Origin of the sequence: Shewanella sp. 10N.286.54.B9, from assembly GCF_041468565.1 — a bacterium.
Classification (GTDB): domain Bacteria; phylum Pseudomonadota; class Gammaproteobacteria; order Enterobacterales; family Shewanellaceae; genus Shewanella.
Genome location: NZ_JBFRIY010000067.1, coordinates 1 through 5,508, shown reverse-complemented (window position 1 = coordinate 5,508; position 5,508 = coordinate 1). Strand labels below are relative to the sequence as shown.

The window sequence follows — 5,508 nt, the reverse complement described above, 5'->3', positions numbered from 1 at the left end:
ATTAAATTGAAATGCGACATTAGCTCAGTTGGTAGAGCGATACCTTGCCAAGGTATAGGTCATCGGTTCGAACCCGATATGTCGCTCCAATTTAATATGGCGCGATGGCAGAATGGCTATGCTGCGGATTGCAAATCCGTCGATCTCGGTTCGACTCCGGGTCGCGCCTCCACAAATTAAGAGTTTGATGAGTGGTTAAGTAATTAACTACAGTGTTTCTACCGATAACACGTATCATCAGAATCAAAGAGTTTGCCCGAGTGGTGGAATCGGTAGACACAAGGGATTTAAAATCCCTCGCTTAATAGGCGTGCCGGTTCAAGTCCGGCCTCGGGTACCAAATATTCTCGCAAGAGAATTACAATAAGCCTCAACGCAAGTTGGGGCTTTTTTGTATCTAAATATCCGCTTTAAATAATGGCTTATACCAATCAATAACAGATGTTGGCCGACACATCTAGATTACTGGCGAGTTATTGCGGTTTTAAACCTGCATTAATGAACTCAAACTTAGTTTTTACTCAGTGAGTTACACGTCGTGAGCTACGAGATCAAGCTCGTAGCTGATATGCTTACGCTCCCTTAGCTCTGGAGAACAGTTGCAGCAAATATCACTTATGCTGGTCTAAATAGATTTAGGAAGTCGTTTTGCGATGTGAGCGGTATTAGTGACTTATTGCGTATGGGGATTCAGAACAATCGTAGCAAGGAATTAAAGGCACAAAAAAGCCCAAGTGAATGGGCTTTAAAAAGTCACTATTATTAGTGCTTCAAGCTGCTAGATACATTTAGCAGGTTTTGGTAAACCGGCAATTTTTGTCGCTTGCTTGGCAGGCCCTATAGGAAACAAGGTATAAAGATACTTTGAATTACCTTTATCCGCACCTAAACTCTGACCGATCGCTTTTACGAGCACTCGAATAGCCGGACTCGTTTTAAACTCTAGATAAAAATTACGCACAAAATTAATCACTTCCCAATGCGCCTCGGTAAGCTCAATCTGCTCTTCTTTAGCGATTATTAGCGCAAGTTCAGGGCTCCAGTCGCTGACAACTTTTAAGTAGCCTTGGTGATCAGTTTCAATACTCTGTCCGTTAAATACAATCATCTTTACCAGCTAATCATTTTGTTATGGGTTAAGGTAAGCGCTACAAAATCTGCGTAACTAATCATTCTAAATGTGCTCAAGCGTGCTTGCAGTCCACGAGCAATCACATCATCTTCTAGCACAAGGATGTTGTAACCGCTTAAGCGTGATTGCCACTCTTTGTTTAATAGACAATTAACCGCGTTAGACGACAGCAAAATGCTATCAGCGCTGTTTATGTAGCGTAAACAGAGTTTAAGCGCAGCACTTTGCGTAGGAGACGATTGTATATGATGCAATATCATTAGAATACTAAGACCTCATCAACATGGTTTAAATGCGCAGCAATCGCCTGTGACGAACAAAACTGAACTTCTAGCTTTATATCGTCTTCTGTAAGGGCAAACTCTGTCATAGCAACTTCACAGACGATAATTGTTTCTACATCGTATAGTGGTAGCGCGCCAAACGTGGCGATGTAGTCTTTAGCACCAATTGTTTCTGGCGATTGGTTCTTTAATAAATTTAAGATCCCTTCATCTGTAAAAACTAAGCTAACTTCCTGCTCAAAGCTTGCACTGAGTAAAGCGAGATCTAGGGCTTCACGCCCATTAGCATTACCGTGGGGGCCTTGACTGAATACAATACAAAGTTTCTTCAACTTTAACTCCTCTCAACAGCCTTTAAAAGCTAACCAAACGATCAGCTGTCTCAATACCGGTAACAAGTTCACCTAATCCACCCATTATAAACGGAGGCTCCATATTCCAATGCTCAGTATTGTTTTCTTTTGCTTCACTACTAGACAGAACCCCACGACGCAGCGCAGCAGAGACACAATTAACCAACGGGAAATTGTATTGTTCGCTGAGAGATAACCATGCGCTTTGAAGATCAAACTCGTCACTAGCAGGACTGTTAAGGCTATTGGTATTTAGAACGCCATCTTGATAGAAAAAGACTTTATCAATAAGGTGTCCGTTTTGTAAGGCTGCTTCGGCAAAGCGATAAGCATTATAACTCGATGCACTGCCATAAGCAGGGGAGTTAATCTGGATAATAAATTTGCTCATGATAAAAAAAATGGCCCTTAAGTAGGACCATTTTAACTCAATTAAAATTAATTGGAATTAGTCATCGTTGCCCATACCCATTAAATGTAGCAGTGCTACGAATAGGTTTAGGAAATCTAGGTACAATGAGATAGTCGCGCGAATGTAGTTGGTCTCGCCACCATTAACGATTTTGCTCGTATCGTAAAGAATGAACCCGGTCATCAATAATGCAATACCAGCATTAAGCGCCATAAACACCATACCGTTACCTAAAAACAAGTTAACGAGAAGGCCGACAACCATGATCACTAAACCAGCGATTAAGAAACCACGCATGAAAGAGAAGTCTTTCTTAGTGGTAACGGCGTACCCTGAAAGGGCAACGAAGATTACTGATGTTAAACCTAGGGCCTGCATAATAAGCTGTGGACCGTTAGCCATACCTGCATAATGGTTCAGAATATAACCTAGAGACGCACCTTGCATACCAGTGAAAGCAAATACCCAGAAGATCCCTGCACTTGACTCAGCTTTACGTAGCGTCACAAACAACAGTACTAAGCTACCAATCGATAAACCCAAAGACATCATTGGGCTAATCGCTAATGCCATCGCTAAACCTGCACATACCGCAGAGAATGCCAATGTCATTGAAAGTAGCATGTAGGTGTTTTTAAGTAGTTTATTAACCTCTACCGTCGATTGACCGTAGGCGGTTTGTTGCGTCATATCTCTCATTTCTTTCTCCGAAGACAAATGCTCAAGCTGTATATTTGAGCCTTAATTAACCGAGTAGTTCCCGATTCTGTTAATAAGCCTCAAAATGCTCGTTAAGTTATTGAATCATACATTAGCTTAGGCATGTTATAAAGCTTATGCCTAGCATATCTTTGTCACAAAGCACGATACAATTTATCAGGAAGCTATTTTAATCTAACCAATCCTTTTGAAGTTTCTCTGTATCGCCTAGATAATCGAGAACCCATGCCATTGCCGGTGACTTGTTTGATGCGTTCCAAGCTAAACAGCAGGGGCTTTTCTTCTTAGAATGCTCAAGTTGTTTCTCAATCAATGCGCCGGTTTTGATAAACGGTGACGCAAAATGTGCTGGCATATACCCAATACCAAGTCCCTCACGAAAACAATTTATCGCTCTAATCCAATCCGGTACCACTAAGCGTCTTTGGTTATCCAGCAACCAAGTCATACGTTTAGGAATTTCGCGGGAAGTATCTTCTAAGCAAATGGAGGGATACTGACGGACTTCATCATCGGTCAATGGTCTATCAATATTGGCAAGAGGGTGGTTTTTGCCGACCAAGAAACACCAATCAATTTCACCCATGTCTCTAAAATGGTACTCACCACCTACAGGTATTGCTGTGGTGGCACCAATGGCAATATCACTGCGCCCAGTTGCAATTGACTCCCACACGCCATTAAAGACTTCAATACGAATTATGAGCTCAACATTGTCGAAAGTACGATAGAAATCTGCAATCAAATTGCTGATCTTATCGGCTCTAACGATATTATCTAATGCAATAGCCAGGGTAGGTTGCCAGCCATTTGCAACTCTAACGGTGTCAGAGCGCATCGCTTCCATTTCGGTGAGTAAAGTGCGTGATTGCTTGACGAAATGTTCGCCTGCAGGAGTTAAGCTAACGCTACGATGGTGCCGAACAAAAAGCACGACACCAAGTTCTTCTTCTATTTGTTTGACTGCATAGCTAACTGCCGAAGGTACTTTGTGTAACTTATTCGCGGCAGCAGTGAAGCTCCCTACACGGGCAACCATATCAATTAGCTGCATAGATTGTTCAGATAGCATGGCTCACATCCTGCTGTGATTATTTTTGATGGCTAATGTGAAAAATAAACGTTTCACAGCGATTTAGCAAGTGTTTACACTCCGCAGCCTAATTTATCTAATTCTGTTTTATTACTTATGAAATCTCTAATGAATGTTAAATACTATCTATTTCTTACCTATCTAGCGTTGCTAAGTATGCTTGGCTTTATTGCAACCGATATGTATTTGCCTGCATTCAAAGCAATTGAAGACACAATGGCAACATCGCCTTCACATGTGGCTATGTCGTTAACATTCTTCTTAGCAGGTCTAGCGCTAGGACAACTAATTTATGGTCCTATTGTAGAGCGTTTTGGCAAACGTAACGCGCTAATTTTTGGTCTAACGGTTTTCACATTGGCAAGTATCTCATTAGCAACGAGCGACTCAATGTTAGTTTTCAATATTTCACGCTTTATGCAAGCCATTGGCGCTTGTTCAGCAGGTGTTATTTGGCAAGCCATTGTGATTGAAAAATATGACGCTACAAAAGCGCAGAATGTATTTTCTAACATTATGCCTTTAGTGGCACTATCACCGGCACTTGCGCCAATCTTAGGTGCATTTATACTCGAGTCTTACGGTTGGGAAAGCATTTTTATTACCTTGACCTGTTTAGCGGTTGCAATGATTGCGCTCACTTTTAGTTTTGTTCCAAAAGAAGCTAAACAAACCAATGTCGAAAAAAGCGATATTAGCTATCTCTCTATATTGAAGAACACCAGTTACCTAGGAAACGTGGTTATCTTTGGTGCATGTTCCGGTGCTTTCTTTTCCTACCTTACTGTGTGGCCGATGGTTATGGAGCAACATGGCTATGATGCGACTGCCATTGGCTTAAGCTTTATCCCGCAAACAATCATGTTTATTCTTGGTGGTTATGCAAGTAAAACGCTTATTCGTAAGACGGGTACAGAAACCGCACTTAAAGTGTTGTTAGCTTTATTTGGATTGTGCGTATTGGCTATTGTTGTGGTAACTATTTTGGTTAAAGGTTTATCGATTTTTCCATTACTCACAGCTTTCTCGATACTTGCGGCTTGTAACGGTGCAATTTATCCAATTGTCGTTAACAGCGCGCTACAGCAATTCCCTAAAAATGCAGCAAAAGCTGCTGGGTTACAAAATTTCATTCAAATTAGCTTATCGTTTGGCGCATCCAGTTTAGTCGCTATGTGGGTTAGTAAAGGTGAGATGGCCATAGGCTGGGGCATTATGCTGTGTTCGTTTATTGTATTCGCTGGTTTCAAACTGCGTAATTACAAAAACTGGCAAGAAGTGAATAAAAACTTTGTCTTCCCGGATCCTGCACGTATTGGTGCCTGTAAAGAGGAAAAATAATCAGTTTGCGCTCTATTTAACCAACTAGTTAAAGATCTTACAATTAGGACTTTACAAGTTCAAAAAGGCGCTATATTATTCGCCGCGTTCGGAGAGATGGCAGAGTGGTCGAATGCACCGGTCTTGAAAACCGGCATGGGTTTGTAGCCCATCTAGGGTTCAAATCCCTATCT

At 41.5% G+C, this 5,508-nt stretch carries 7 protein-coding genes and 3 tRNA genes; 4 read left to right on the top strand and 6 right to left on the bottom strand.

The window, feature by feature from the left end; all coding sequences use genetic code 11:
* Positions 1 to 13: 13 nt before the first annotated feature.
* The 3 genes from AB4135_RS19745 to AB4135_RS19735 all read left to right on the top strand — a co-directional run bounded on the left by AB4135_RS19745 (position 14) and on the right by AB4135_RS19735 (position 340).
* A tRNA-Gly gene (locus AB4135_RS19745) sits at positions 14 to 89 on the top strand.
* 9 nt (positions 90 to 98) lie between these two features.
* A tRNA-Cys gene (locus tag AB4135_RS19740) sits at positions 99 to 172 on the top strand.
* A gap of 82 nt (positions 173 to 254) precedes the next feature.
* Positions 255 to 340, top strand: a tRNA-Leu gene (locus AB4135_RS19735).
* Between the two features lie 438 nt (positions 341 to 778).
* Here AB4135_RS19735 and AB4135_RS19730 read toward each other — a convergent pair.
* From AB4135_RS19730 to punR, 6 genes are all read right to left on the bottom strand, one after another.
* Positions 779 to 1,108 (bottom strand): TusE/DsrC/DsvC family sulfur relay protein, encoded by a 330-nt coding sequence (locus tag AB4135_RS19730; protein WP_371995145.1) that lies wholly within the window; start codon positions 1,106 to 1,108, stop codon positions 779 to 781.
* A gap of 2 nt (positions 1,109 to 1,110) precedes the next feature.
* Positions 1,111 to 1,392 carry a sulfurtransferase complex subunit TusB gene (gene tusB, locus AB4135_RS19725; RefSeq protein ID WP_371995144.1) on the bottom strand — a complete coding sequence of 94 codons (282 nt, stop codon included), beginning with the start codon at positions 1,390 to 1,392 and terminating at the stop codon, positions 1,111 to 1,113.
* Entirely contained in the window at positions 1,392 to 1,748 is a 357-nt protein-coding gene (gene tusC, locus AB4135_RS19720; protein WP_371995143.1) for a sulfurtransferase complex subunit TusC, read from the bottom strand. The genes tusB and tusC overlap by 1 nt, the downstream gene beginning before the upstream one ends.
* Positions 1,749 to 1,770: 22 nt before the next feature.
* Complete coding sequence (tusD, locus tag AB4135_RS19715; protein WP_371995142.1) at positions 1,771 to 2,160, bottom strand: sulfurtransferase complex subunit TusD; 390 nt, start codon at positions 2,158 to 2,160, stop codon at positions 1,771 to 1,773.
* A gap of 57 nt (positions 2,161 to 2,217) precedes the next feature.
* The gene (locus AB4135_RS19710; protein ID WP_220736505.1) at positions 2,218 to 2,871 is read right to left on the bottom strand and encodes a Bax inhibitor-1/YccA family protein; all 654 of its coding nucleotides are present in this window, start codon (positions 2,869 to 2,871) and stop codon (positions 2,218 to 2,220) included.
* Positions 2,872 to 3,070: 199 nt separating this feature from the next.
* Complete coding sequence (gene punR / locus AB4135_RS19705) at positions 3,071 to 3,973, bottom strand: DNA-binding transcriptional activator PunR (protein ID WP_371995141.1); 903 nt, start codon at positions 3,971 to 3,973, stop codon at positions 3,071 to 3,073.
* A gap of 117 nt (positions 3,974 to 4,090) precedes the next feature.
* On the opposite strand from punR, the gene punC reads away from it, so the two are divergent.
* Positions 4,091 to 5,335: a purine nucleoside transporter PunC gene (gene punC / locus AB4135_RS19700; RefSeq protein ID WP_371995140.1), complete on the top strand. Its 1,245-nt coding sequence runs from the start codon at positions 4,091 to 4,093 to the stop codon at positions 5,333 to 5,335.
* The last annotated feature ends 173 nt before the right edge of the window (positions 5,336 to 5,508 follow it).